The sequence below is a fragment of the Halogranum roseipondis genome, from assembly GCF_059695585.1.
Genome location: NZ_CM185235.1, coordinates 2,472,860 through 2,493,876, shown reverse-complemented (window position 1 = coordinate 2,493,876; position 21,017 = coordinate 2,472,860). Strand labels below are relative to the sequence as shown.

Genomic DNA, 21,017 nt, shown 5'->3' with positions numbered 1-21,017 from the left:
ACCGAGATATGTTCCCGGACGTCATCGAGACCGACCGTCTCCGACTTCGCCGGTTCGACCGCGAGACTGTCGACGCGCTCGACTTCTACGAGTACGCCGCGAAGACCGACTCCATCGAGGAGGAGACGCGCTACGTCAGGTGGGAGCCCCACGCGACGCCGAAGGAGTCGTGGGACTTCTTGAGAGAGATGGAGGCGGCGTGGGACGACGCCGAGAACGCGACGTACGCCGTGTTCCCGAAGGAGGGTGAAGAGCGGGCCGGCGAGTTCGCCGGCAACACCGGACTCGGCGTCGACTGGGACAAACGCAAGGCGACGCTCGGCGTCTGGCTCCGTAAACCGTTCTGGGGTCGCGGCTACTCGGGGGAGCGCGCCGGGGCGCTGCTCCAACTCGCGTTCGACCGCCTCGACCTCGACCTCGTCGACGTCGGCCACGACCCCGACAACGAACAGTCGCGTCGGGCCATCGAGAAGTACGTCGATCGCTACGGCGGTCGTCGCGACGGCGTCCTCCGCAACTGGCACTGCTCGGTCGACGGCGACCCGATCGACATCGTCCACTACTCGATCTCGCAGGCGGAGTGGCGCGAGGCCGTCGGCGACGAGCGTGAAGCGACGTTCGTCGAGGACAGAGCGTGACGACCGACCTGTTCCCCACTGCCGTCGAGAGCGAGCGACTCCGGTTCGAGCCGCTACACGAGTCGGTCGACACGCTCGACCTCTACGAGTATCACCGCACGGGCGACCTCGACCCCGTGATGCGGCACCTCTCGCAGGACGTCGCCGACACGCCGAAGCAATTGATGGACACAGTAGAGACGGCCGAGGAGCGATGGAACGACGCTACACGCGCCGAGTACGCCGTCGTCCCGAAGTCGGGAGAGGACGGTGCGGGCGAGCTCGCCGGGGTCGCCAGTCTCATGCCCCAGTGGGAGGAGCGCGCCTGCTACTTGGGGCTGTGGCTTCGCGAACCGTACTGGGGACGTAGCTACTCGGGTGAGCGTGCCGGCGCGATGCTCGCCGTCGTCTTTGACCGTCTCGACCTCGATCTCGTCAGCGCGAGCCACACGCCCGACAACGAACAGTCGAAGCGCGCCATCGAGAAGTACGTCGACAGATACAGCGGACAGTACGACGGCGTGCTCCGAAACTGGATCCCCGGTGACGACGGTCCGCGCGACTTGGAAGCGTTCTCGATCCGACAAGAACAGTGGCACGAGGCCGTCACGGCCGACGAGCTGGCGACCATCGAGGTGAGCGAATGAGCCTCTTTCCCACCGTCGTCGAGACCGACCGCCTGCGACTGGAACCCCGAACCACGGAGTACGTCGACGTACTGGACCTCTACGACGTCTGTGCGAACGACGACGGCATCGACGAGGTGACGGCGCATCTCCCGTGGGAACCGCACGCCACGCCGAAGGAGACGCGGGACTTCCTCGAACGCGGTCGGACGTACTGGGACGAAGCGACTGCCGCAGAGTATCTCGTCCGCCCACGGTCGGGGGAGGACGGCGCCGGCGACGTCGCCGGCACGGCCAGCCTCAAACTCGAGTGGGAGCGTCGGACCGCCGAACTCGGCGTCTGGCTTCGCAAGCGGTTCTGGGGCCGCGGTTACTCGGGCGAGCGAGCGACAGCGCTGGTCGAACTCGGGTTCGACGTGCTCGACCTCGACTACGTCACCGTCTGTCACGCGGTCGACAACGAGCAGTCGCGCCGGGCCATCGAGAAGTACGTCGACCGACTCGGCGGCCAGCGCGACGGGATCGTCCGTACCCGCTACGTCTCCGAAGAGACCGGCGAGGGTGTCGACGAGTACCAGTACTCGATCTCTCGGAAGCAGTGGCGCGAGGCGACCGGCGGCGAGCGGACGGCGACGTTCCGGTGGGGCTGACTCCGACCTACTCGTTCGGGATCGCCCCCGAGACCACCTTGCCACCCTTGAGTACGGCGGTCGGATTGTTGAGGAGCGTCAGGTCGTCGCTGACGTCGCCGTCGACGACGAGCAGGTCGGCGTCGGTGCCCGGTTCGAGCGTCCCTGACCCGTCGAGACCGATCACGTCGGCGGCGACTTCGGTCATCGCGCGGATCGCCTCGACAGGATCCATCCCGTACTTCGCCATGAACTCGACCTCCGTCGCGTTCGCGCCGTGGTAGTTGAACGGGGTGCCGGCGTCGGTGCCGCCCGCGATGCGGACGCCCGCCTCGAGTGCCTTCTCGAAGGAGTCGATGTGGCGCTCGTAGACGTGGCGCGTCTTGCGGGCGCTCTCCTCGGTCGCCGTCTCGATGTTGCGGACGATGTGGTACGGTGCCGACAGCGTCGGGACGAGCGTCACGTCGTGGGCGACGAGCAGGTCGACCGCCTCGTCGTCGAGGAAGGTGCCGTGTTCGACGGTGTCGACGCCGGCCTCGACGGCCGCCTTGACGCCCTCGGCCCCGTGGGCGTGCGTCGCGGCGTGGACGCCCTGACGGTGCGCCTCGTCGACGATGGCGTCGAGTTCGGCGTCGGTCATGGCGACCTGGTCGGGGTCGGTGCCGGGCGTCGTCACCCCGCCGGTGGTCATGAACTTGACGAATTCCGCCCCCTGTTTGATCTGCTCGCGGACCGCTCGACGGGCGTCGGCGGGGCCGGTTATCTCCCGACCGAGATGGTGGCCGTGCCCGCCCGTGATGGTGATCGAGCGGCAGTTGGCGACCGTTCGCGGACCGGGGACGTCGCCGGCGTCGATGGCGTCGCGGACCTGCGGATCGACGTCGCGTGCCCCCATCGCCCGGACGCCGGTGACGCCCGACTCGAGCGTCCGCCGGGCGTTCCGCGCTTCGACCAGCGTGAGTTCGGCGTCGCTCATGCCGACGACGTCCTCGACGCTCCGCTCGCCCGACAGCGAGTAGTGGACGTGCGCGTCGACGAGTCCCGGTAGGACGGAGTGACCCGGAAGCGAGACGACCCGTTCGTCGGCGTCGGCGTCGCTGTGGGCGAGAATCTCGTCGCCGCCGACCGCCGTGATCGTTCCCGACTCCTCGTCGAACGCAACCGCGCCCGTGCGTGTCTCGCCGCCGTCGACGAGCGTCACGTCCCGGAGAATCATGGTCGCGTTTCCCACTCCGTGGGCTTGAATCTGTCCGAACGACCCGAGTTCAGAGCTCGCGGGCGACCATCTCCCCCCAGTGTTCGAAGCCGTAGCGGTCGTAGAACGCCTGCGCGCGGTCGTTCTCCCGGTCGACGTCGAGCACGATCCGGTCCAGCGGCAGCTCCATCCCTCGAGCGAGGGTCAGCGCCGCCTCCATCAGGTCGTCGGCGACGCCGGTGCCGCGGTGCTCCGGCGCGACGAACAGCTCGTTGAGCACGGCCGCGTCCCAGACGAACGCCAGCGAGGCGGGGAGGACGAACACGTACCCCGCCACCTCGCCGTCGTCGTCGACGGCGACGGTCACGCAGTGGTCGTTCTCGGCGACGCAGTCGTCGACCCACGCCAGCCACTGCTCGCGGTAGTCGTCGGTCAACTTGGCCTCGTACTTCGGCCCTTTCTCTTCGCCGCCCGTCTCGTCGCCGATACCGAGTTCGAAACCGCGTTTCAGTTCCCAGAGACCATCCGCATCGGCGGCCGTGTAGGGTCGAACGTTCATGGACTCCGTTCGTCGGCGGCCGGTTTGAGTGGTTCCATCGCGTCGACCGGAACTGTCAACGTTCGTCGACGTGACGGTCGTTCCGTGTCCCCTCGAACTACCCGCTGGTACGCCGTCGACCTCCTCCTCGCGTTCGTCGGCTACGTCGTCGTCTGCTTCGGTCCCGTCGGCGTCGTCGCGTCCGTGCTCCTCCCACCGGACTCGGTCACCCAACTATTCACCGTCGGGGTCGTCGTACTCGTCTCGGCCCCGCTCGCAGTGTGGCACGTCCGGACCGGACGGTCGCTCGCGCCGCTCGGCGAACTGTTCTTCACCGTCGTCGCCCTCCAGACGCTGGCGCTGGTCGCCGCGATTCCGTTCGTCTACCTCGCCGACTGGCTGTCGGTCTCGATCACACTGTCGCCGGTCGTCGGCGTCCCGTTCGTGTTGGCGCTCTACCCGCTCGCGTACGTCCTCGTCTACCGCGACGGGTGGGAGCGTGTGAAGGCGCGTCTCGCTCACCAGCGATAGTGTTCCCACAGCCGCGTCCCCATCACGAACCCGCCGGTGGCGACGACCATCAGCTGCCACCCGGACATCACGAGCGGGAAGACGCGCTCGACGTCCGCCGACTCCGCGCCGGGCGAGGGGTCGACGCCGGTCCGGTAGTGGAGCGTCTCCGTCGTCGGCCGCGGGTCGGTGGGCGCGAGGTCGACGAACGTCTGGACGAGGCCCCGCTGGTTCGAGACCAGCAGGTGACCGTTGACGCGGTAGAACGTGTCGTGGAGGGGGTAGAAGGCGTTGACGCCGTTCGTGAAGAGGTCCGGAAAGATCCCGCCGAAGGTGAGGCCGGCGACGGCGACCCACGCGACGCGGACGCCGTGGTCGCCCCACCGCTCGCGGAGCCACGACCGCTCGCCACGGAGACGACTGTCGTACGCGACGAGACCGCCGAGGAGGGGCGGCAGGAGGAGCGTGTGGAACAGCGACCGGTGTGCGCCGGGGACGACGAGCCCGACGACGGCGTCCGTGTCGATGACTGTGGTGGCGAAGAGGACGACTGCGAGTGCACGCGGGGTGAACTCCTCGCCGAGCAGGGCGACCCCGACCAGCCCGGCGAGCGCGACGTGGACGACGGTCGACGGCATAACTCGTCATTGGTGGCCGGCGGTTTGAACCCTTCTCTCGGTCGTGTCGGCGACGAGACCGTCGCCGCACTCGTCCTCGTCGGTCGCTCGTCGCTCTCCATCGCTCGCCTCGGGCGGTCGCTCGTCGCTCTCTCCTACGTCACCTGTCGAACCCCGGTTTCGATGTGTTTTTTGTTCCGGTCGCCGGATGGACGTCACATGCACCAGGTTCAGGCTACCGTCGGTCTCGGGGGGGCGGCGTGACCGCGACGCCGCGCGAGGACCTCGCCCAGCGCATCGCCGGCGAGATCACGCTCAGTGCCGACCCGGGGGCGACGCTCCGGAAGTGGCGCACCGACTTCGACGTCTCGCAGACGGCGCTCGCCGAGCAGCTCGACGTCTCCTCCTCGGTCATCTCCGACTACGAGAGCGGCCGACGCGAGAGTCCCGGAATCGGCGTCGTCAGCCGCATCGTCGGCGCGCTGCTCGACATCGACCAGTCGCGCGGCGGCGGTCGGATCCGTCAGTACGCGCGCGTCCTCTCGGCGGGGTTCGAGAGCGACATCGTCCACGACCTCCGGGAGTATCCGACGAGCGTCCCGATGGATCGGCTCTACGAAGTGATGGAGGCGACGGAACTCGTCGCGGGCGACCACGACTACGTCAGCGGTCACACCGTCATCGACAGCATCGAGGCGATCACCCGCCTCTCGAGCGACGAGTTCTACCGCCTCTACGGACAGAGCACGAACCGCGCACTCGTCTTCACGGGCGTCACACGCGGGGAGTCGCCGCTCGTCGCCATGCGCGTCGTCAACCCGACGCCGAACGCGGTCGTCCTCCACGGCGTCGAGGAATCGGACCTCTGGGAACACGCCCCCGCACTCGCCACCATCGACGGCTTCTCGCTCGCCGTCTCGACGCGGGACTTAGACGAGATGCTCGACGACCTGCGAGAACTCCCCTGAGAAACACGAACGTCGTGGTCGACCCGGCCGCGCCGTCGGCGACGTCGCCTCGGAATTCGGGCTGTGCACCGAAGCGAGCTTCGACCTCACACCGACGGAGTCCGGCGGTCCGGTGAGTGCGATGGGCGACTCCTCTTGCCCGGAGGTGTTGTGCGCTCACACGCGCGGAAGCCGGTTCTCCTCCTCGCGGAGACCGGTCCGTGCGTCGACCCATCGCCGTCCGAGGCTTGTCGCCTGCGCCTGATAAGCGGCCAGCTGGGCTGCAGCGAGTGAAGTCGTCTCCCCCGTCCAGTCGGCTTCGACCCGGCCGGAGCTGTCGAGGCGATTCACCGGCATCTCGGTCCGGTGACCCGTGGGCGGACGTGAGTCACTCCCGTGAATCGGCGTCGCCTCCCGTTTACAGCGAGTGAAGTCGCCCGGGGTTACGAGCGATTTAACCACCCCCACCTCGTGGGTCTCGCTACTATGGAGTGGGAGGCCGGAACGCTGTTCGAACTCCTCGGCGACGAACTCGCTCGGACGATCCTCGCGCTCACGAGCGTGGAATCGCTCTCGGCGGACGCCTTGAGCGACCGCTCCAGTTCGTCGCGGCCGACGGTGTACCGGCGACTCGACGAGCTACAGCAGTACGACCTCGTCGCGGAGCGAACCGAGTACGACGCCGACGGCAACCACTACAAGACCTACGAGTGTCAGCTAGAACAGGTGTGTGTCGACGTCGACGGCGGTTCGTTTGCCGTCGACCTCCGACTCCGACGTGACGTCGTCGACGACGTGGACGGAGACGGCGCCACAGACGGAGACGGCGCCACAGACGGAGACGAGGACGGTTAGAAGACGAGACTGGAGTGCGGCACCGGTCCGAACGTCGCTCGGGTCGGTTACTCGACGTACTCGTAGTTCCGCTCGCCCATCCGTCCCCAACCGGAGAAGACGAACTCGTCGGACGGCGCGGTGAACTCCTCGACGTCGGTCTCCTTCTCGTGGTCGTGAACGTCGTGGACGAGTTCGTACTCCTCGAACGAGAGGTCGTAGCGGTTCTCGAGTTTCTCGTCGACGTTGAGCTGTTCTACCTCCTCCTTCCAACCTTCACAGACGGTCTCGGCGTGAATCTCCGCCTGCGCACCGGAGCCGTAGGAGCCGACGAGGAGGCGTTCGCCGGTGAAGTCACGGCCGGTCTCGGCGGCGTGTTTCAGCGCGCTGGTCCGCGCGACGTGGACCGACCCGGTGTACCAGTTACCCACCTGTCGGGCGAGCGAGAGCGTCGGGTCGATGGTGCGGCCGTACCAGTCGCGGTACTGCTCGGTCCCCTTGAGGTCGTCCATGTACGCGCGGACGGCCTCCTCGTAGTCGTCCCAGTCGTCGAACTCCGCCTCGCGGGGCTGGCGACCGATCTCCGCGGCGAGTTCGTCCTCGACGTCGGTGTCGCGGATCATGTGTCGGTAGCCGAGCAGCCCGGCCTTCCGGACCATCCCCGGGAACGGCGTGTGGAAGGGAATGTACGCGAAGTCGTCGGGGTGCGTGTCGCCAGCGACGCTCTCGAAGTCCTCCAGCGCCTCGCGCATCCGCGCCAGATACACCTGCATCGACCGCTTGCCGTCGACGCTCGGGAACTGCTGATTGGGCTTCAGGAAGTCGGTCTCGTCGGCACTGCCGTACCCCTGCTCCGTCGAGAGTTCGACGACGCTTGGGTCCTCGGAGATGAGCATCGCGACCGCACCGGCACCCTGCGTCGCCTCGCCGGGGTCGCCGCGCTCGTAGAGCGCCGTATCGGTGGCGACGACGAGCGCCGAGCGGCCGCGGTTCCGTCCGGCTTTGATCCAGTTGTACGCGTCGTCGATCGACTGCGTCCCGGCGACGCAGGCGAACTTCCGCTCGCCCTTGTTGGCGTGGTGGAAGTTGTCCTCGAACACCTGCTCGAGACAGCCCGCGATGTACGTCGAGACGGGTTTGGAGTTGTCGAACGACGACTCCGTGGCGACGTCGATCCGGCCGATGTCCTGTGGCGTCAGCCCCTTGCGTTCCATCAGGCGCTTTGCCGCGTTGGCACCCATCGTGACGATGTCCTCGTAGACGTCGGGGAACGACGAGTTCTCCAGACCGAGGCCCTTCGTGTACTTCTCGGGGTCCTCACCCTTCTTCTCGGCGAACGTGTTCGGCAGGTCCAGTTTGAGCTTCCCGGTCCAGATCTCGATTGCGTCGATGCCGACGGCTGTCATGAGTGTTCCGTACAGTCAGACCGCATAAGGGTTTGTCGATAGCAATTACGTCGGACGTCGAACCACCTCCGGTCCAGACGGTGACGACGATGGTCTCGGTGGGCGTCGCCGTCAAGCGCGACGAGGAGGACGACGCCGATCGGCTCCGGCTGAGCGCGGGCGTGGCGCTTCATCGACGGAGGATCGTCGTGAGCCACGACGGGAGCGGGCGGCTACCTGCGACCATTCCCGACTCCGTTACCCTTGCCGCCTCCGTCGTTTCCGTCGCTTTCGGGCGCGACGAAGTACGTCGCTGTGTCCCCGTCGCCATACAGCACCGAGAAGACGAAGAAGTCGCCCTCGTCGACGTAGTGGCGCTGTCCCTGCCGGTCGTCGAACGCGAACGAGAGCGTGCGGTTGCCACCCGCTTCGATGGGAACCGAGACGTCCCGATACGCTCCTCGAACGTCGAGGGTAGCCTCGCCCTCCTCGAACACTGCCCTCGTCGGCGGGTCGGTCCCTGCTCCGCCCTGGCTGTCCTGCGAGTAGAAGTTGAACCGGACCGCCTCGACGACCCGACGGCGGTCGCCGTCGGTGTTCTCCAGGGTCACCGTTACCCGGCCGTCGTCCTCGATGGTCGCACCGCGCTGCACCACGGAGCCCGGGTCGCCGGGGTTGATCTCCGCGCTCCCGCCGGACCCGTCGCCGCTTCCGCCGCCGCTTCCGTCGCTGTCGACGACGGACAGGTCGAACGCGACTCGCTCCTTCGCGCCCGGATTCGCCCCGAACGTCGCGGTGACGGTCGCCGACCGTTCACCGTCGACGTCCTCGGGGGTGTAGGTGAACGCCGCCCGCCCGTCGCTCCCGCTCACCGCCGTCGACGTCACCGTTCCGGGACCCTCCACCGACGCGTTCACCGTCACGCCGCTGACCGGGTTGTCGAACTCGTCTCTGACTTCGGCGACCACCCGGCGTTCGCCGCTCTCCGAGACGGTCTCGCCGTCGCCATCGACGCCGGTCAGGTACGTCGGCGTCGGGTCCGCGACGTCCGTACCGACGCCGACCTTCGCGAGGTTCAGATCGTAGTCGTACCCCGCCTCCAGCGTCAGTTCGACGACGCCGTCGGTCTTCGTCACGTCGACGACGTACCGACCGTCGTCGGGTTCGCCGTTGGCCGCGTCCGGTCCGTTCTCGTCGTACTCGTCGTCGAGCAACTGCTCTCGCCACGTCTCCTCGCTGAGTGTCGAGGCGACGGCGACGGTGAGCGGGCCGCCGTCCGCCTCGACGGTCACCGTCCGCTCGGAGACGCTCGTCGGGCGAACGTCGACCCCGAGCGTCCCCGTCTGCGACCGAGAGAGGTCGCCGTCGACGACGACGAGACCGATCCGGCGTCCGTCGACGAGCGTCTGTCCCGACTGCGGGACGCGGTTCGTCGCCGAGAACTCGTTGTAGAGCACGCCGTTCTCGTAGACCGTCGTCGGCGCGTTCCGATAGACGTGGTAGCTCGGTTCGTAGCGAACGGTGGTCGTCGAGAACGACTTGGTCTCACCCGGCCCCCAGTAGTCGGCCGTCTCGTCGTCGAGCGCTCTCGCGTTCCGGAGTCGACTCTCGCCGAGCGCTTCAGTCCGCAGCGTTCCAGACGGCGACGGCGGGTTGACGAACAGTGCTCGCTCGGGGTACTGCGTCCCCGTCCGGACCGCGACCGACTGTGTCACGCCCGTCCCGACTGTCCGGCTGACGGCGGACCGAACCGACTGTAGATCCCCCTGTACCTGCTGGTTGTGCCGAAACTCGACCTGCTCGTTCTCGGCGGGGACGACCGTCGTCTGGTAGGCCGACATCGAGAGTATCAGTAGACCGAAAAGCAGGATCGCGCCGACCTGCACGGTCACGCCACGGTCGTCTCCCCGAAAGTCCATTGCCTATCTCAACTGTGAGTAGGGTGAAAAGACTTACTCGAAAAGCAGACAGTCTTCCTCTACAGCCTATTCGTCGTCCTCTTCGACGACTTCGGGGTCGCTGAGAGCGCTCTGTAGCGAGTCGAGGCCGTTGACCCACTCGGAGACGAGTCCGTACTCGATGTCCTCGACGAGCGCCATGTCGAGGTCGTCGCCGTCGACGATGCGCGTCCCGGCCTGTACGAGGTAGCCGAGCGCGGCGTCGAGGTCCTCGTCGGCCTCGGCGTCGGCGGCGGCCCGGACGTACTCTTCGACGCTGGCCTCCTCAGCGGGACCGGCGGCGACGTACTCCTCGGCGGCGTAGAAGACGCAGACGAGGCTGGTCTGGACGCCGTCGATGAGCATCAGTTTCTCCTCGTCGTCGAACTCGACTTCGGTCAGGACGATCTCGCGGACGTCGGTGAGCTCTTCGATCGCCTCCTCCTGCGAGAGACGGTCCTCGTCGTACGCCGAGAGGATCTTCGCCACGGCGATGGCGGCGTCGTCCTGCAGGTTGAGGAGCAATCGTGCGGAGTCTTCGTTCTCAGGGTCGAGCTCTTCTTCTTCGACGCGGCTCAACCAGTTCTGCCAGCGTTCTTCCGTGTAGAACGTCTCCTCTGGTTCGCTCATACCACCACCGACAGTACCTGAACTCAAATGCCTTTCCTATCGCCGAGAAACCGGCCAGTTTAACTACTCAAGGTTTCGATTGTATCGATTCCGTACACTTCGCGGGGGGTCTCGACGTGGGCGGTCTCGACGGCGTCTGCGTGTCCCTCGTCGAGTAACCACTGGACGCGACGGGGGACCGTCTTCGGGCCGAGCACCGCACCCGGCCGGTCGGCGTCGTCGACGAAGTCCGTCTCCATCAGGAACGGCTCACCCTCTTCGACGGCGAGTTCGAGGTACTCTTTCTCGCTCATCACGCTCGGCGTCCCGCCGACGAGTCGACCGGTCGCGTAGTGCTTGACGACTCGCTCGCGCGGGACGTCGCGCTCGGCGGCCCACGTCGCGACGTCCGAGAGGTCCTGCGTCGTCTCGGTGTGTAGCTGGAGCGCACAGTCGCAGTCGGCCGCGAGGTCGAGTCCGTGTCGGAGCACGTCGTTCGAAGCCTCCCAGACGGCGTCGGAGACGTCGTAGTGGGGCCGCCCGGATTTGAGCGCGAGCGCCCGTCCGTCGCGGACGAACTCCGCCGCGACCGAGAGACCGTCCTGCATCAGGTCGCGCGCCTCGTGCGGTTCGAAGCCGCGCTCGTCGGTGAGACGGGTGACGAGGCCGGGGTGGACGCCCAAGACGGGCCACGCACGTCCGCGGAGCACTTCGGTGGCCTCCTCGACGAGCGAGACCGTCTCCTCGAACACGGCTCTGAAATCCTCGCCCGTCTCCGCTTCGACGCCGAGATGCCACGACGGTTTGTTGACGACGAGGAGGTGGGTTCCGCCGAGACGGTGGAAGTCCTCGACGGCCTCGATACCCTGATTCTCCCGGTCGAGATGCAGATGGTTGTCCAGTACGGGCGTTCCGAGGTCGTTCATACTCGTGGCTTGGCGAGTCGTGACAAAAACGTCGACGGATTCGTCGACTGCCCGAAGCTACAACGGTGTAGAGCGAGTCAGAGTCGTCCGTGGACAATCTGGTGACGATCGAGAACTCAGATCTCGCTCTCCGTCCGTACGAACCGGTCGCCGCTGTTCGCACAGCTCTCCTCACCAACTGGTTCGAGACGGGCGTCCAGTGGAGGCCGGTACACCCATGACCTCGCCGAGTCGGAATCGTCTCGGTTGGTGGTTGTACATTCTCGCTCTCGCTGGAGCGACGCTGTTTCTGACGTATTCGTTCATCGACATCCTCGTCCTCGGCGTGTTCGGATACTACGCGACCCGACCGGTTTGCGACCGGTTCAGTCGGGTCGTCGACTCCGACCGAATCGCTGCCGCACTGACCATCGCGGTCGTCTTACTCCCAGCGCTCTTGCTCGTCATCTACGCCAGCACACAGGTGTTCCAACAGCTCCAACAGCTGTTCGGCGGGTCCAGCACCTCGATGCTCGTCTCCCGTGTCTTCGGGCTCGACGCCCTCTCGGCTGCCGAGCGAGCGCAACTCCTGTCGACACTCGAGAACCCACTCTCGGGTAGCAGCAGTCTTCAGGGATCTCTCGAGTCGATTCTCCGGAAGGCGCTTCAAGCGGTCCAGATGGTGTTCGGAGCGGTCGTGCTTCTCGCACTATCGGTGACGCTTTCGTACGCGCTTCTCGAACGGGACGAAGCCCTCTCGAAGACGGTCGTCGCGCTCGTCGGCGGCCGAGACACGACCGCGTACGCATACGCGGTCACTGTCGACGACGACCTCGAGTCGGTGTTCTTCGGGAACCTCCTGTTCGTTGCTGTCATGGCCGTCATCGCGACGATGCTGTACGGGGCGACGAACTATCTCGCGCCACAGGGTCTACAGATTCCGATGGTGCTCACCCTGGGGGTTCTGACAGGGCTGACGAGTCTCATCCCTCTCGTCGTCGGCAAAGTCGTCTACCTTCCCGTCGTCGCGCTCCTCGGCTTTCAAGCGACACGGGCAGCTGGGAACCACCTCCTGTTCGTCGGTGGTGTCCTCGCTGTCTACGCGCTCGTCTTGGACATCCTCCCCCAGTCGCTCATCCAGCCGTATCTCTCGGGGCGAAAGTTCGACACGATACTGTTGCTGTTCGCGTACGTGCTCGGACCGGTTCTGTTCGGCTGGTACGGGTTCTTCTTCCTCCCGATCGTGGTCGTCCTCCTGTTCGAGGCGGTTCGAATCGTGCTTCCACAACTGCTCCGCGGCGATCCGCTCGGCCCCGAGCCGATGCTGGCGGAGGAGGTAGGAGCCAACCCACAGGAGAGCCGAGACGGTACGTTCGGCGGGAGCGACTCGGACCGAGACACGAACGAGACAGCGGCCGACGGCTGCGGAGCCGAGTCCGAGTCCGACCCCGACGAACTGTAGGCGAGGCGGTCGCTTACCAGTCGATGACTTCCTCGTCGCGCCAGAACTTCCCGCCCGGACTCCCCGGTTTGAACCGACAGAGCCACGTCGGCGTCTCCGCGCCTTCCTCGACCGACCGGTTGGCCTCCTCGCCGCCCATGTCGGTTCGGACCCACCCCGGACAGGCCGAGTTGGCGATCAGTCCCTCGTCGCCGTACTCGCCGTGGAGGTACGCGGTCAGCCCGTTGATGCCGGTCTTCGAGATTCGGTACGACGGCGACCCGCCGCTCTGTGGTTCGCCGAGGGCACCCATCCCCGAGGAGAGGTTGACGACTCGGCCCCCCTCGTGCTGGAGGAGATACGGGAGGGCGTACTTCGCGGTGAGCATCGGCCCGCGGACGTTCGTCATGAGGGTGCGGTCGATGGCCGACACCGGTTCGTCGACGAGGTCGTCGCCGAATTCGCCGACGCCGGCGTTGTTGACGAGGATGTCGATGCCGTTGGCCTCGTCGCCGACGTTCTCGACGGTGTCCTGCACCTCGCCGTGCTGGGTCACGTCGAGCAGCACCTTCTCCTGTCGCTCGCCGACTTCGTGGTCCATGCTCCGAACTCCGGCGTAGACGATGACGCCGAGTTCGGTGAGATTCTCGGCGATCTGTCTGCCGAGACCGCGGTTCGCACCCGTGACGAGTGCGACCTGCCCGTCGAGTCGGTCGTAGAGCTCCGGCTGCATACCGCTGGCTTCCCCTTCCCACCGGAAAGCCCTTTTCAAGCGCTCTCCCTCGTGTCTGAGGTTCCCACACGACCAGACCGTTTTTCTCGCGTCGTCGCGTCGACTCGCCGATGACAGTCATCTACGTCGACCTCGACGGAACGCTCGTCCAGTACGACCGCTCGTTCGCCGACGTCTTCGCCGACGCCTGTGAGCAGGTCGGCGTCGCTCCGACCGAGGAGTACCAGCAGCACTACGTTCGGCGGTTCTTCGACCGGTTCGCCGCGTTCCACGACGATCCGTTTCTCGCTGCCGCCCGCGACCTCCGCCGCGAGTTCGACCTCGACGTCGATCCGGTCGCGTTCCGTGACGCGAGAGTCGACGCGGAGTTGGCGGCGACGACCGTCGCCGCAGGCGTCCGCGACGCCCTCGACGAACTGGGACGGGAGCACCGACTCGGCGTGCTCTCGAACGGCGTCGGCACCGTCCAGCGCGAGAAGCTCGCCGTACACGACATGCTTGGACTGTTCGACGCCGTCGTCGTCTCACACGACGTCGGTGCGACGAAACCGGACCGACACATCTTCGAGACCGCCGAGATGCGTCTTCCCGACGACGACCACGTCTACGTCGGCGACGACGCCGAGGACGACGTCGGCGGCGCGGTCGACGCGGGGTGGACACCGACGGTCCACGTCGTCGCCGACGCGGGCTGTCCGGGTTGCCGTGCCGACCTCCACGTCGCACCCGACGAGTTCGGCCGTCTCTGGGAGGTGCTCTAACTTCGACTCGACTACAGCTCCTCGACGACGTCGAGCGGATCGAACGTCTCGCCGGTCCAGCGCCACGCCCGAACCGCCTCTTCGGCTGGCGAGACGATACAGTAGACGTAGCCGGTCCACGTCGCCTGCGCCTCGTCGGTCGCGCTCGGTCGGGCAGGCGTCTCAGGGTGGGAGTGATAGAAGCCGACGACGTCCAGTCCCGCGTCTTCGAGAGCTTCGACGGTAGTGAGCGTCTCCGCCGGGTCGAGTTCGTAGGCGACACGGCGGTCGTCGGCGACGTTGGTGACGCGGCGCGTCTCGGTCACGCGGTCGACGGCGTCTGTGTCACGCTCGTCACCGTCTCGACGGCCGGCGAGGACACCACAGACCTCTCTCGGATCGTCGCCGACGCCCTCACGCGCGTGAGACAGTAGTTCGGCGCAGACTGGAGCGGGGAGAACGAGTCTACTCGAAGTCACGGCGCATGGCGATCTCGAACCAGGGACACAGACGCAGCTGACGGTACCACTTGGGATGGTCGTGCAGATGCTCGTAGTCGGCCCAGAGCAGCCCGGCGATCTCGTCCTCGTCGGGGTCGAGCGTGGTGTCCTCGAGCGTCACCTTCAGCACGGCACAGACCTCCCACTCGACGCCCTCGTTGGGGTAGTAGCGTTTGTACTCGAAGCGGTCGGTCAGTTCGACGCCGTCGTACTGGTCGGGCGTGATGCCGAGTTCCTCTTCGAGACGCTGTCGGGTCGCCTCCTCCTGACTCTGCCCCTCGACGGGGTGGGAGGCGACGGTGCCGTCCCAGTGGGTGTCCCAGAGCCGTTTGGAGGGTGCACGCTGACCGAGGAGGATGCGCCCCTCCTCGTCGAAGACGAGACAGGTGAACGCACGGTGGCGGATGCCGTCGCCGGTGTGGGCGTCGAGTCGGTTGACGAGCCCCTGTTCGTTGTCGTCGGCGTCGACGGCGATGACGTCCTGTCCGGCGTTCTTGTGGCGCTCGGCCGCTGCGGCGTCGTCCGAATCGGCGTCCGATCCGGTCGCCGAAACGTCGTTCGTGCTCATGCGAGAGTCATCGGTGAGGGGGATGAAGGAGTCTTCGATGCGACCCCGTCGAGCGAGAGACCTCGTGTCTCCGACACTCACTGGGAGTTGGGGATAAGAACAAAGGCCCGCCGCCGAGTCTGCAGACGTGTGTACGCCGTCGACCTTCACAGTCACAGTCGCTTCTTTCACGCCTGGCGAGGACGGGCAACGCGATACGACGCCTTCGGCCTCAAGCTCAACACCCTCGCGGCGCGACTGCGCGGACTGGACGCGCTGGCCGTGACGAACCACGACTACAGCTACTCCGCGGAGACACGGTTTCCGACGATCCCCGGCATCGAAGTCTCCACGTCCGACGGGCACGTCGTCGTCGTCGGTGCGAACCCACCGGACAGAACCGAGGTCGGCGAACTCAGTGCGTCCGAGACCGTCGACCTCGCACACGACCGGGGCTGTGCGGCCATCCTCGCTCACCCGTACCGAAACAGCAACGCCCGAAACTCGGGGGCCGACTTCGACGCCGTCGAGATCAACGGCAAGAACCCCGAACACATCGCGAAGACCCAACAGCTCGCGAAGCAACTCGACCTCCCGCTCGTCGGCGGCAGCGACGCACACTACCTCGTGGAGGTCGGTCGCGCCTACACGAAGATCGACGCGGACGACCTGACTCCCGCGGCCGTCGCCGACGCCATCCGCGACGGACGGGTGACCGCCGTCACCAAGTTCGGCCCGTTCGACCGGCTCGTCGACCGTGCCTACACGCGAATCCACGCGGAGAAGAAGTGGATGGAGTCCGACAGCGTCGAGACGGCCGAGCGCTGACTCGCCGTCCGCTCGCACTCGTCAGTCCGGGTTCGGGTCGTACTCGTCGCCGACGAACACGCCGAGGCTCCGTGATCGCGTGCTGACGTCGAGTGCGTTCGCCTCGACCATCTCCCCGTCGAGGCTGAACTGGACGGTGTCGTCGAGGACGCGCAGTCGCAGCGACGGGGTCTGGAGCCGAGTGATGCTGGCTGTGTCGCTGCCGAATAGGCGTTGAACCGCCGCCTCCCCTGCGAGATTGATCGTGGGTTTGTCCTCGACGATGGTGACGTCGAACTGACCGTCTTCCATGTCGGCTTGCGTCCGGCCTTCGACCGGGAACCGGCGGCCGTTCCCGACGAGCGCGAAGATAGCCTCCCCCTCCCAGGCGTTCTCTCCGACCGCCTCCACGCGGAGGCGCATCCCGTCGTACTCCGAGAGCGTCTGGAGGGTGTTGACGACGTAGGCGAGGATACCGAGTCGGTCTTTCGAGTCGGGCGTCGTCGCGGCGCTCGCCTCGGCGGTGATACCGCCGATACAGGAGTTGACGAACGGCTGCGTCGGCCCTTCCGGGACGGAGGCGACGCCGAGATCGATACGCCGCTGTGTCGCCTCCTCGATCACCTCGAAGGCGTGTTCGATGCTCCGGATCCCGAGGTTGCCAGCGAAGTTGTTGCCGGTCCCTGCCGGGACGACGGCCAGCGTCACGTCGTCGAGTGCGTCCGCCTCTACGAGTCCACGGACGACCTCGTTGATCGTCCCGTCGCCGCCACAGGCCGCGACGATCTCCGCACCGTCTCGGGCCGCGTCGGCGGCGAGGTCGACGCCGTCACCCGACTCGCTCGTCTCGCTGATGGAGAAGCCGTGGTCGACGGCGAGGTCCCTGACCTGCGTTGGGTGTGAGCTGTCGCCGCTGACTGGGTTGAGAACGAGGACACGGTCGCTGAACGCCGGATGGCCGCCATCCGTCTGTCGCTGGCGCTCGATTGACATCGTCTGTCACTCGCACGGAGCGACACAAAACCCTGCCGGCTAGCCGAGTCGCTCGTCGAGGATGAGTCGGGTCTTCGTCCGCTTGACCTCCTCCAGCTCGCGCGCCTGCGTGATGAGCTCGTTGACGCCGCGGGTGTCCGCACAGTCGACGACGAGGACGACGTCCTCCTCGCCGCTGACCTGCCAGGCGAAGTCGACCTCCTCCCACTCGGCCATCTGGTCACAGACGACGGTCGTGTCGACGTCGACGGCGACGGACACTTCGATCATCGCCTTCACGTTCCCGGTCCGGGTCGACACGGTGAACCGTTCGATGACGCCGTCGTTCGTCAGTCGTTCGACCCGGTTGCGAACCGTCCCTTCGGAGGTCCCGACACGCTCTGCGATCTCCGTGTACGGCGTTCTCGCGTCTCGCCGGAGGATGTTCAGGATGCGTCGGTCGAGGTCGTCCATACACGACCCTGACCAGCGACGCTCATAGTGATTACGAAATTCGTAACTCAACTACGAAAGTAACACTTATGGGTCCGCTTCGATATGTATCTCGTAATGTCGGACGCCTACATCGCACTGGCCGACGGCCGCGTCGTCGAGGCGCGTGGCCGCGTTCCGGGGCGTACACGTGGCGAACTGGTATTCACAACAGCCTACACGGGCTACGAAGAGAGTCTGACCGATCCCTCCTACGAGGAGCAGGTCCTGACGTTCTCGTACCCGCTCATCGGAAACTACGGCGTCCGAGACGAGCGACTCGAGTCCGACCGCGTCCACCCGCGTGCGGCCGTCGCCCGCGAGTTCACCGACGACGTCGTCGAGTGGCTCGCCGAGGAGGACGTCCCCGCAATCGACCACATCGACACGCGCGACCTCGTGACGTCCATCCGCGAAGAGGGCGCGATGAAGTGCGGTATCGCCGTCGGCGACGACGTCACCCCCGAGGACGCCCGCGAGGAACTCGCGAAGTGTAAGGGGATGAGCGAGCACGTCGACATCGGCAAACAGGTCAGCGTCGACGAAGCCGAGCACTACACGGGCGGCGGCGTCGCGGACGTCGCGCTCGTCGACTGCGGAGCGAAAGGCTCCATCGTCTCCTCACTGACGGAGCGTGGCGCGGACGTCCACCTCCTCCCGTACGACACGACGGTCGCGGAGATCGAGTCGCTCGACCCCGACGTACTGTTCATCTCGAACGGCCCGGGCGACCCGGCCAACTTCGAGCAGGCGGCGACGCTCGTCGAGGAGTTCGTCGGCGAGATCCCCATCGCGGGCATCTGTCTCGGCCAGCAGGTCGTCGCCCGCGCACTCGGCGGCACCACCGAGAAGATGGCCTTCGGCCACCGTGGCGTCAACCAGCCCGTCATGGACCTCGAGACGGGGCAGGTCGTGATGACGACGCAGAACCACGGCTACACCGTCGCCGACCCCGGCGACACGCTGAACGTCACCCAGCGCAACGTCAACGACGACACCGCCGAGGGGCTGGCGAACGCGGACCTGGACGTCATCACGCGTCAGTACCACCCCGAGGCGAACCCCGGGCCGCACGACACGCTCGGCTTCTTCGACGAGGTGCTCGGGATGGTCGACCACGGCGGCGACACGCAGCGGAAAGCCGTCGCCGACGACTGATCACGACGGCCGGACGAGGCCGTCGCCGACGACTGATCACGACGGCTGGACGAGGCCGTAGACGACCCGACCGGCTGACCACCCGGCGCACCACACCACTGTCCTCCTCACGTTTTTCGACGCGACCGAGTGACGACGCTCGAAACCGCCTCCGACGAGTCGATCCGGCGACTACTCCTCGAGCAGCAACCCCACCGCGTCGGAGATCGCGTTCACGCGCGCGGCGTGCTCGTAGGACTCCTCGCGGATGCCGTTCGTCACGTAGGCGAACCCGACGTTCCGCTCGGCGTCGCCCCACGCGAAGACGCTCCCGAGTCCCGCGTGGCCGAACTGTGTCTCGCGGCTGACCGTGCCGAACATGTCGTTGGCCAACCCGCCGGTCCAGAAGCCCAGTCCGTACCGCGCGGGTCGCGAGAGCGTCCCGTCGTCGTCGGTCTCGGCGTGCATTCGCGTCGCGGTCTCGACGGTCGACTGGTCTAACAACCGCGCCCCGTCGAGTTCGCCGCCGTCGGCGAGACAGGCGTAGAACCGCGCCATATCGCGGGCGGTGCCGATACCGTTCGCCGCCGGGATCACGGCGCGGTGGACCGCCTCGTCGTTGAACGCCTCGGCCGACTCCGACGCCGGAATGCCGAGTCCTTCGCCGACGTCCCGGCAGCGGTCGAACTCCTCGAAGCCGACGAGCGTGGCGACGTCGTCGGCGTCGTCGTCGCGGAGACCGATCGAGGTGTCGTCCAGCCCGAGCGGGTCGAACACGTTGGCGGCGACGTACTCCTCGATGCGCTGGCCGCTCACCCGTCGGACGAGTTCGCCGACCAGCCAGCCGAAGTTGAACGTGTGGTAGGCCGGCCGTTCGCCCGGTTCGTAGACCGGATCGATCTCCTCCATCGCGGCGACCGCGGCGTCCCAGTCGCCCCACTCCTCGGCCCGCTCGTCGAACTCGCCGTAGGGGATGCCCGCCGTGTGGCTCAGTACCTGCCGGACGGTGATCTCGGCCTTCTCGCTTCCCGCGTCGGCGAACTCGGGCCAGTGGTCGACGACCGGATCGTCGTAACCGAGTTCGCCCCGTTCGACGAGTTGGTGGAGCGCCACGGCGGCGAACGGTTTCGTGCAGGAGAAGAGGAGGTGTCGCGTCTCCGACGTCGTCTCCGCGCCGTCGGGACCGGTGACGCCGCCGGCGAAGTCGACGACGAGCTCGCCGTCGACGTACACGGCCAGTTGCGCGCCGTGGTGGAGGCCGACGGCGAGCTGTCGTTCGAACGCGCCTTCGAGTCGTCGCCGCTTCGCGTCGCTGAATCGGGCCATGGGACCTAGCTAACGTGGCAGCCGTTTAACCGTATGGTCGCGGGAAGAGAACCGAGGGGAGCGAAAACGAGCACAGAGCGACGGGACTACCGCGACAACGGCGACAGGCGGTAGAGCGCTCGAGCGCCGCGAAGTGCGCCGGTCTTGGCGAATCTCCCACCTTGGAGCGCGCCGACCTTCGCGTAGTAGCCGCTCTTGAGCGCGCCGACCTTCGCGTAGTAGCCGCTCTTGCGCGCCGCCCCGATACCGTAGTGTTTCGTCGAGGCGACGAGCGGGGTCCGCCGACCCTGCACCTGCGTGTCGCCGTTGCGGATTGCGTCGAGGATCATGTCGGCGTCGACGTTCGCGCGGTGGGTGTCCTCGAAGGTGATTTCGGTGTAGGCGCGGCCGACGTACTCGAGGTGGTGGGCGTCGCTGGCGGCGACGCCCGGGTAGCCGTTCCCCGCGGCGAACGTCCGCGCGCGGCGGTTCTTGTACCCGGTGAACAGCCACGAGTTGTACGTCTCGACGGCGTCGCAGTCGGTCAGGTAGCGCTTGCGGACGCCGTGTCGACTCCGCTGGAACGGGTGGGGGACGATGGCGACCCCGCCGTGGTCGCGGACCCACTCGACGGTCTGCGCCATCGGTTGGCGACGCGGCGGCATCTCCTCGACGCCGATGGCGAGCAGGTGGCCGTGAGCGGTGGACACCTCGACGCCGGGGATGCCGACGAGGCCGTAGAGGGGGGCCAACTCGGCGGCGCGGAGGGACTCGTGGAGGACGTCGTGGTCCGTGATGACGACCGCGTCCAGTCCGATCTCGGCGGCCTGCTCCAAGATGAGCTCGACGGAGTCGTGGCCGTCGTAGGAGGCGTCGGAGTGGACGTGCGGGTCGATCCGGACGGTCAGTTCGTCGGGCACGTTCGCCGACTGTTCGAACTGCAAGAATAAAAGCATGCCTGCCCGACTCCCCCGATCTCTTACAAAAACGCGCT

General features: G+C 66.8%; 26 protein-coding genes. 11 read left to right on the top strand and 15 right to left on the bottom strand.

Going from position 1 to position 21,017, the window contains the following annotated elements; genetic code table 11:
- The first annotated feature begins 8 nt into the window (after positions 1-8).
- From EOHIBHHM_RS13055 to EOHIBHHM_RS13045, 3 genes are read left to right on the top strand one after another with little or no spacing between them, the layout of a single operon-like run.
- The gene (locus EOHIBHHM_RS13055; RefSeq protein ID WP_497251250.1) at positions 9-638 is read left to right on the top strand and encodes a GNAT family N-acetyltransferase; all 630 of its coding nucleotides are present in this window, start codon (positions 9-11) and stop codon (positions 636-638) included.
- The gene (locus tag EOHIBHHM_RS13050; protein WP_497251248.1) at positions 635-1,264 is read left to right on the top strand and encodes a GNAT family N-acetyltransferase; all 630 of its coding nucleotides are present in this window, start codon (positions 635-637) and stop codon (positions 1,262-1,264) included. The genes EOHIBHHM_RS13055 and EOHIBHHM_RS13050 overlap by 4 nt, the downstream gene beginning before the upstream one ends.
- The gene (locus EOHIBHHM_RS13045) at positions 1,261-1,893 is read left to right on the top strand and encodes a GNAT family N-acetyltransferase (protein WP_497251246.1); all 633 of its coding nucleotides are present in this window, start codon (positions 1,261-1,263) and stop codon (positions 1,891-1,893) included. Before EOHIBHHM_RS13050 ends, EOHIBHHM_RS13045 begins: the two co-directional genes overlap by 4 nt.
- Before the next feature lie 7 nt (positions 1,894-1,900).
- On the opposite strand, the gene EOHIBHHM_RS13040 is transcribed toward EOHIBHHM_RS13045, so the two are convergent.
- Both EOHIBHHM_RS13040 and EOHIBHHM_RS13035 read right to left on the bottom strand, forming a co-directional pair.
- Positions 1,901-3,088 carry a metal-dependent hydrolase family protein gene (locus EOHIBHHM_RS13040; protein ID WP_497251244.1) on the bottom strand — a complete coding sequence of 396 codons (1,188 nt, stop codon included), beginning with the start codon at positions 3,086-3,088 and terminating at the stop codon, positions 1,901-1,903.
- A gap of 49 nt (positions 3,089-3,137) precedes the next feature.
- Positions 3,138-3,626 (bottom strand): GNAT family N-acetyltransferase, encoded by a 489-nt coding sequence (locus EOHIBHHM_RS13035; protein WP_497251242.1) that lies wholly within the window; start codon positions 3,624-3,626, stop codon positions 3,138-3,140.
- 84 nt (positions 3,627-3,710) lie between these two features.
- Here EOHIBHHM_RS13035 and EOHIBHHM_RS13030 point away from each other — a divergent pair, with 84 nt between their 5' ends.
- Positions 3,711-4,136, top strand: a complete 426-nt coding sequence (locus tag EOHIBHHM_RS13030) for a hypothetical protein (RefSeq protein WP_497251240.1) — start codon at positions 3,711-3,713, stop codon at positions 4,134-4,136.
- Here the strand turns inward: EOHIBHHM_RS13030 and EOHIBHHM_RS13025 are convergent.
- Complete coding sequence (locus EOHIBHHM_RS13025) at positions 4,124-4,753, bottom strand: metal-dependent hydrolase (RefSeq protein ID WP_497251238.1); 630 nt, start codon at positions 4,751-4,753, stop codon at positions 4,124-4,126. The two genes, EOHIBHHM_RS13030 and EOHIBHHM_RS13025, sit on opposite strands and share 13 nt — an antisense overlap.
- 24 nt (positions 4,754-4,777) lie before the next feature.
- Here EOHIBHHM_RS13025 and EOHIBHHM_RS13020 point away from each other — a divergent pair, with 24 nt between their 5' ends.
- Both EOHIBHHM_RS13020 and EOHIBHHM_RS13015 read left to right on the top strand, forming a co-directional pair.
- Positions 4,778-4,996: a hypothetical protein gene (locus EOHIBHHM_RS13020; RefSeq protein ID WP_497251236.1), complete on the top strand. Its 219-nt coding sequence runs from the start codon at positions 4,778-4,780 to the stop codon at positions 4,994-4,996.
- Entirely contained in the window at positions 4,993-5,700 is a 708-nt protein-coding gene (locus EOHIBHHM_RS13015) for a helix-turn-helix domain-containing protein (protein WP_497251234.1), read from the top strand. The genes EOHIBHHM_RS13020 and EOHIBHHM_RS13015 overlap by 4 nt, the downstream gene beginning before the upstream one ends.
- 156 nt (positions 5,701-5,856) lie before the next feature.
- On the opposite strand, the gene EOHIBHHM_RS13010 is transcribed toward EOHIBHHM_RS13015, so the two are convergent.
- Positions 5,857-6,036 carry a hypothetical protein gene (locus tag EOHIBHHM_RS13010; RefSeq protein ID WP_497251232.1) on the bottom strand — a complete coding sequence of 60 codons (180 nt, stop codon included), beginning with the start codon at positions 6,034-6,036 and terminating at the stop codon, positions 5,857-5,859.
- A 129-nt stretch (positions 6,037-6,165) separates the two neighbouring features.
- On the opposite strand from EOHIBHHM_RS13010, the gene EOHIBHHM_RS13005 reads away from it, so the two are divergent.
- Positions 6,166-6,534, top strand: a complete 369-nt coding sequence (locus EOHIBHHM_RS13005; RefSeq protein ID WP_497251230.1) for a winged helix-turn-helix domain-containing protein — start codon at positions 6,166-6,168, stop codon at positions 6,532-6,534.
- 47 nt (positions 6,535-6,581) lie between these two features.
- Here EOHIBHHM_RS13005 and hmgB read toward each other — a convergent pair whose 3' ends face one another.
- The 4 genes from hmgB to EOHIBHHM_RS12985 all read right to left on the bottom strand — a co-directional run bounded on the left by hmgB (position 6,582) and on the right by EOHIBHHM_RS12985 (position 11,370).
- Positions 6,582-7,919, bottom strand: coding sequence for a hydroxymethylglutaryl-CoA synthase (gene hmgB / locus EOHIBHHM_RS13000; protein WP_497251228.1), 1,338 nt, complete (start codon positions 7,917-7,919; stop codon positions 6,582-6,584).
- 212 nt (positions 7,920-8,131) lie between these two features.
- The gene (locus EOHIBHHM_RS12995; protein WP_497251226.1) at positions 8,132-9,817 is read right to left on the bottom strand and encodes an Ig-like domain-containing protein; all 1,686 of its coding nucleotides are present in this window, start codon (positions 9,815-9,817) and stop codon (positions 8,132-8,134) included.
- Between the two features lie 66 nt (positions 9,818-9,883).
- Positions 9,884-10,465: a DUF2150 family protein gene (locus tag EOHIBHHM_RS12990; RefSeq protein WP_497251224.1), complete on the bottom strand. Its 582-nt coding sequence runs from the start codon at positions 10,463-10,465 to the stop codon at positions 9,884-9,886.
- Positions 10,466-10,524: 59 nt separating this feature from the next.
- The gene (locus tag EOHIBHHM_RS12985; RefSeq protein ID WP_497251222.1) at positions 10,525-11,370 is read right to left on the bottom strand and encodes a TatD family hydrolase; all 846 of its coding nucleotides are present in this window, start codon (positions 11,368-11,370) and stop codon (positions 10,525-10,527) included.
- Between the two features lie 217 nt (positions 11,371-11,587).
- Here EOHIBHHM_RS12985 and EOHIBHHM_RS12980 point away from each other — a divergent pair, with 217 nt between their 5' ends.
- The gene (locus EOHIBHHM_RS12980; protein ID WP_497251220.1) at positions 11,588-12,811 is read left to right on the top strand and encodes an AI-2E family transporter; all 1,224 of its coding nucleotides are present in this window, start codon (positions 11,588-11,590) and stop codon (positions 12,809-12,811) included.
- 13 nt (positions 12,812-12,824) lie between these two features.
- Here EOHIBHHM_RS12980 and EOHIBHHM_RS12975 read toward each other — a convergent pair whose 3' ends face one another.
- On the bottom strand, positions 12,825-13,523 hold the full coding sequence (locus EOHIBHHM_RS12975; protein ID WP_497251218.1) for an SDR family NAD(P)-dependent oxidoreductase: 699 nt from the start codon (positions 13,521-13,523) through the stop codon (positions 12,825-12,827).
- 110 nt (positions 13,524-13,633) lie between these two features.
- On the opposite strand from EOHIBHHM_RS12975, the gene EOHIBHHM_RS12970 reads away from it, so the two are divergent.
- On the top strand, positions 13,634-14,284 hold the full coding sequence (locus EOHIBHHM_RS12970) for an HAD family hydrolase (protein WP_497251216.1): 651 nt from the start codon (positions 13,634-13,636) through the stop codon (positions 14,282-14,284).
- Positions 14,285-14,295: 11 nt separating this feature from the next.
- Here the strand turns inward: EOHIBHHM_RS12970 and EOHIBHHM_RS12965 are convergent, their stop codons facing one another.
- On the bottom strand, positions 14,296-14,742 hold the full coding sequence (locus EOHIBHHM_RS12965; protein ID WP_497251214.1) for a desampylase: 447 nt from the start codon (positions 14,740-14,742) through the stop codon (positions 14,296-14,298).
- Positions 14,729-15,331, bottom strand: a complete 603-nt coding sequence (locus tag EOHIBHHM_RS12960; RefSeq protein WP_497251212.1) for an NUDIX hydrolase — start codon at positions 15,329-15,331, stop codon at positions 14,729-14,731. Before EOHIBHHM_RS12960 ends, EOHIBHHM_RS12965 begins: the two co-directional genes overlap by 14 nt.
- 129 nt (positions 15,332-15,460) lie before the next feature.
- On the opposite strand from EOHIBHHM_RS12960, the gene EOHIBHHM_RS12955 reads away from it, so the two are divergent.
- The gene (locus EOHIBHHM_RS12955) at positions 15,461-16,138 is read left to right on the top strand and encodes a PHP domain-containing protein (protein WP_497251210.1); all 678 of its coding nucleotides are present in this window, start codon (positions 15,461-15,463) and stop codon (positions 16,136-16,138) included.
- 21 nt (positions 16,139-16,159) lie between these two features.
- Here EOHIBHHM_RS12955 and EOHIBHHM_RS12950 read toward each other — a convergent pair whose 3' ends face one another.
- Together EOHIBHHM_RS12950 and EOHIBHHM_RS12945 are read right to left on the bottom strand one after the other, a co-directional pair.
- The gene (locus EOHIBHHM_RS12950) at positions 16,160-17,110 is read right to left on the bottom strand and encodes a diacylglycerol/lipid kinase family protein (protein WP_497251208.1); all 951 of its coding nucleotides are present in this window, start codon (positions 17,108-17,110) and stop codon (positions 16,160-16,162) included.
- A gap of 39 nt (positions 17,111-17,149) precedes the next feature.
- On the bottom strand, positions 17,150-17,563 hold the full coding sequence (locus EOHIBHHM_RS12945; protein WP_089823094.1) for an Lrp/AsnC family transcriptional regulator: 414 nt from the start codon (positions 17,561-17,563) through the stop codon (positions 17,150-17,152).
- Positions 17,564-17,659: 96 nt separating this feature from the next.
- On the opposite strand from EOHIBHHM_RS12945, the gene carA reads away from it, so the two are divergent.
- Positions 17,660-18,739 carry a glutamine-hydrolyzing carbamoyl-phosphate synthase small subunit gene (gene carA / locus EOHIBHHM_RS12940; protein WP_497251206.1) on the top strand — a complete coding sequence of 360 codons (1,080 nt, stop codon included), beginning with the start codon at positions 17,660-17,662 and terminating at the stop codon, positions 18,737-18,739.
- Positions 18,740-18,910: 171 nt separating this feature from the next.
- Here carA and EOHIBHHM_RS12935 read toward each other — a convergent pair whose 3' ends face one another.
- Positions 18,911-20,044, bottom strand: coding sequence for a serine hydrolase domain-containing protein (locus EOHIBHHM_RS12935; RefSeq protein ID WP_497251204.1), 1,134 nt, complete (start codon positions 20,042-20,044; stop codon positions 18,911-18,913).
- A gap of 86 nt (positions 20,045-20,130) precedes the next feature.
- Entirely contained in the window at positions 20,131-20,979 is an 849-nt protein-coding gene (locus EOHIBHHM_RS12930; RefSeq protein WP_497251202.1) for a CehA/McbA family metallohydrolase, read from the bottom strand.
- Positions 20,980-21,017 lie beyond the last annotated feature (38 nt).

What these genes read in the sequence shown, in the direction of transcription:
- EOHIBHHM_RS12945 (WP_089823094.1), bottom strand. Translation starts at nt 17,563, where the DNA reads ATGGACGACCTCGACCGACGCATCCTGAACATCCTCCGGCGAGACGCG.
- EOHIBHHM_RS12960 (WP_497251212.1), bottom strand. Translation starts at nt 15,331, where the DNA reads ATGAGCACGAACGACGTTTCGGCGACCGGATCGGACGCCGATTCGGAC.
- EOHIBHHM_RS13040 (WP_497251244.1), bottom strand. Translation starts at nt 3,088, where the DNA reads ATGATTCTCCGGGACGTGACGCTCGTCGACGGCGGCGAGACACGCACG.
- EOHIBHHM_RS12995 (WP_497251226.1), bottom strand. Translation starts at nt 9,817, where the DNA reads ATGGACTTTCGGGGAGACGACCGTGGCGTGACCGTGCAGGTCGGCGCG.
- EOHIBHHM_RS12970 (WP_497251216.1), top strand. Translation starts at nt 13,634, where the DNA reads ATGACAGTCATCTACGTCGACCTCGACGGAACGCTCGTCCAGTACGAC.
- EOHIBHHM_RS12985 (WP_497251222.1), bottom strand. Translation starts at nt 11,370, where the DNA reads ATGAACGACCTCGGAACGCCCGTACTGGACAACCATCTGCATCTCGAC.
- EOHIBHHM_RS13035 (WP_497251242.1), bottom strand. Translation starts at nt 3,626, where the DNA reads ATGAACGTTCGACCCTACACGGCCGCCGATGCGGATGGTCTCTGGGAA.
- carA (WP_497251206.1), top strand. Translation starts at nt 17,660, where the DNA reads ATGTCGGACGCCTACATCGCACTGGCCGACGGCCGCGTCGTCGAGGCG.
- EOHIBHHM_RS12935 (WP_497251204.1), bottom strand. Translation starts at nt 20,044, where the DNA reads ATGGCCCGATTCAGCGACGCGAAGCGGCGACGACTCGAAGGCGCGTTC.
- EOHIBHHM_RS12975 (WP_497251218.1), bottom strand. Translation starts at nt 13,523, where the DNA reads ATGCAGCCGGAGCTCTACGACCGACTCGACGGGCAGGTCGCACTCGTC.
- hmgB (WP_497251228.1), bottom strand. Translation starts at nt 7,919, where the DNA reads ATGACAGCCGTCGGCATCGACGCAATCGAGATCTGGACCGGGAAGCTC.
- EOHIBHHM_RS12980 (WP_497251220.1), top strand. Translation starts at nt 11,588, where the DNA reads ATGACCTCGCCGAGTCGGAATCGTCTCGGTTGGTGGTTGTACATTCTC.
- EOHIBHHM_RS13010 (WP_497251232.1), bottom strand. Translation starts at nt 6,036, where the DNA reads ATGCCGGTGAATCGCCTCGACAGCTCCGGCCGGGTCGAAGCCGACTGG.
- EOHIBHHM_RS13045 (WP_497251246.1), top strand. Translation starts at nt 1,261, where the DNA reads ATGAGCCTCTTTCCCACCGTCGTCGAGACCGACCGCCTGCGACTGGAA.
- EOHIBHHM_RS13005 (WP_497251230.1), top strand. Translation starts at nt 6,166, where the DNA reads ATGGAGTGGGAGGCCGGAACGCTGTTCGAACTCCTCGGCGACGAACTC.
- EOHIBHHM_RS13025 (WP_497251238.1), bottom strand. Translation starts at nt 4,753, where the DNA reads ATGCCGTCGACCGTCGTCCACGTCGCGCTCGCCGGGCTGGTCGGGGTC.
- EOHIBHHM_RS13055 (WP_497251250.1), top strand. Translation starts at nt 9, where the DNA reads ATGTTCCCGGACGTCATCGAGACCGACCGTCTCCGACTTCGCCGGTTC.
- EOHIBHHM_RS12950 (WP_497251208.1), bottom strand. Translation starts at nt 17,110, where the DNA reads ATGTCAATCGAGCGCCAGCGACAGACGGATGGCGGCCATCCGGCGTTC.
- EOHIBHHM_RS12930 (WP_497251202.1), bottom strand. Translation starts at nt 20,979, where the DNA reads ATGCTTTTATTCTTGCAGTTCGAACAGTCGGCGAACGTGCCCGACGAA.
- EOHIBHHM_RS12990 (WP_497251224.1), bottom strand. Translation starts at nt 10,465, where the DNA reads ATGAGCGAACCAGAGGAGACGTTCTACACGGAAGAACGCTGGCAGAAC.